This is a genomic window from Bacteroides sp. 1_1_30, assembly GCF_020982715.1.
In the GTDB taxonomy this organism is placed as follows: domain Bacteria; phylum Bacteroidota; class Bacteroidia; order Bacteroidales; family Bacteroidaceae; genus Bacteroides; species Bacteroides xylanisolvens.
In genome coordinates this window covers 1-1388 of sequence record NZ_JAJKHN010000208.1, presented here as the reverse complement: position 1 = coordinate 1388, position 1388 = coordinate 1, and the positions used below count along the sequence as shown (strand labels likewise).

Annotated in this window: 1 protein-coding gene; it reads right to left on the bottom strand. The window is 45.1% G+C overall.

Features of this window, described 5'->3' with window-relative positions:
- Positions 1-108: 108 nt before the first annotated feature.
- Positions 109-1323, bottom strand: a complete 1215-nt coding sequence (locus tag LPH68_RS26210; protein WP_005837038.1) for an IS256 family transposase — start codon at positions 1321-1323, stop codon at positions 109-111.
- Positions 1324-1388 lie beyond the last annotated feature (65 nt).

Below are 1388 nucleotides of genomic sequence, written 5' to 3'. Positions count from 1 at the left end.
GGTAGTGTAAAATAAACTGTGTCACGCATTATTTATCTCTAGAAAACTCATCGGTCGGGGAACGGCCCGCGCCAAGGGGCGGGACCACCCGTCCCGACGAGCGTAAAATTACAATAATTTAAACCGGTTTCCAAACTTTATAGCCAGTTGTTGCGAGATGGTAGCCCAATTGGCCAGTGGCATGGTCCATTTCTTACGTATATTGCGGTATGCAAGATAAACAAGTTTCTCAAGGGCTGTATCCGATGGGAACACGCCCTTGTTTTTTGTTACCTTGCGGATCTGACGGTGATACCCCTCAACGGTATTTGTGGTATAGATAAGCTTACGGATGACCGGAGTATACTGGAAGTATTCGGACAGCTTATCCCAGTTGTCCTGCCAGGATCTGATAACGACAGGATACTGTTCACCCCATTTTTCATCCAGCTTGAGGAGCTCATTTTCTGCGGATTCCTTATTGACTGCCTGATAGACACATTTCAAATCCCTTAAGAACTCCTTCTGATTCTTGGATCCTACATACTTGATGGAGTTACGTATCTGATGTACTACACAAAGCTGTACGGCTGTATTAGGATAAACGCTTTGAATGGCTTCAGGAAACCCCTTCAGACCGTCTATACAGGCAATGAGAATATCCTCAACTCCACGGTTCTGAAGGTCTGTCAACACGCTGAGCCAGAAGTTTGCTCCCTCATTCCTTGATATATACATTCCAAGTAACTCCTTGTGTCCCTCCCTGTCAATGCTCAGTACATTATAGATTGCACGGGTTACCGCGCAGCCACGTTCATCCGTTACTTTGTAATGAATGGCATCCATCCAGACTATAGGATAAACAGAATCAAGCATCCGTGATTTCCATGCTTTTATCTCCGGAAGTACACGGTCTGTGATGGAACTGATTGTGTCGGCCGAAACACGATTCCCAAGATTTTCTTCCATCCAGTCACTGATTTCCCTTGTGCTGTTTCCCATTGCATACAAGCCAATTATACGGTCAGCAACACCTTCTGCCAGAATAGTCTCACGCTTCTTGATAAACTGGGGATCAAAACTCGAATTACGGTCACGGGGAGTGGAAACGGTTACTTCGCCCAAGGGAGTCTGAACCTGCTTTTGCATCTTTCCGTTACGACGGTTACCCATCTGGCGTTCTTCTTCTGTCAAATGTGCATCCATCTCTCCTTCCAGGGCTGCATTCAATATACTTTCCAATAGTGGGGCAAAGGCGCCGTCCTTACCCAACAAAGGCTTGCCGGCTTTCAGCTGTTCAATGGCCTTGTTCTTGATACTCTCGAAATCAAATTCTTCTTTCATAAAAAAAACTGTGTTAGCAAAGTTAATACTTTATTCCTTGCTGACACAGTTTAATTTACATCCTC

Excerpts from the sequence above, each read along its gene's own strand:
- LPH68_RS26210 (WP_005837038.1), bottom strand. The coding sequence starts at position 1,323 with ATGAAAGAAGAATTTGATTTCGAGAGTATCAAGAACAAGGCCATTGAA.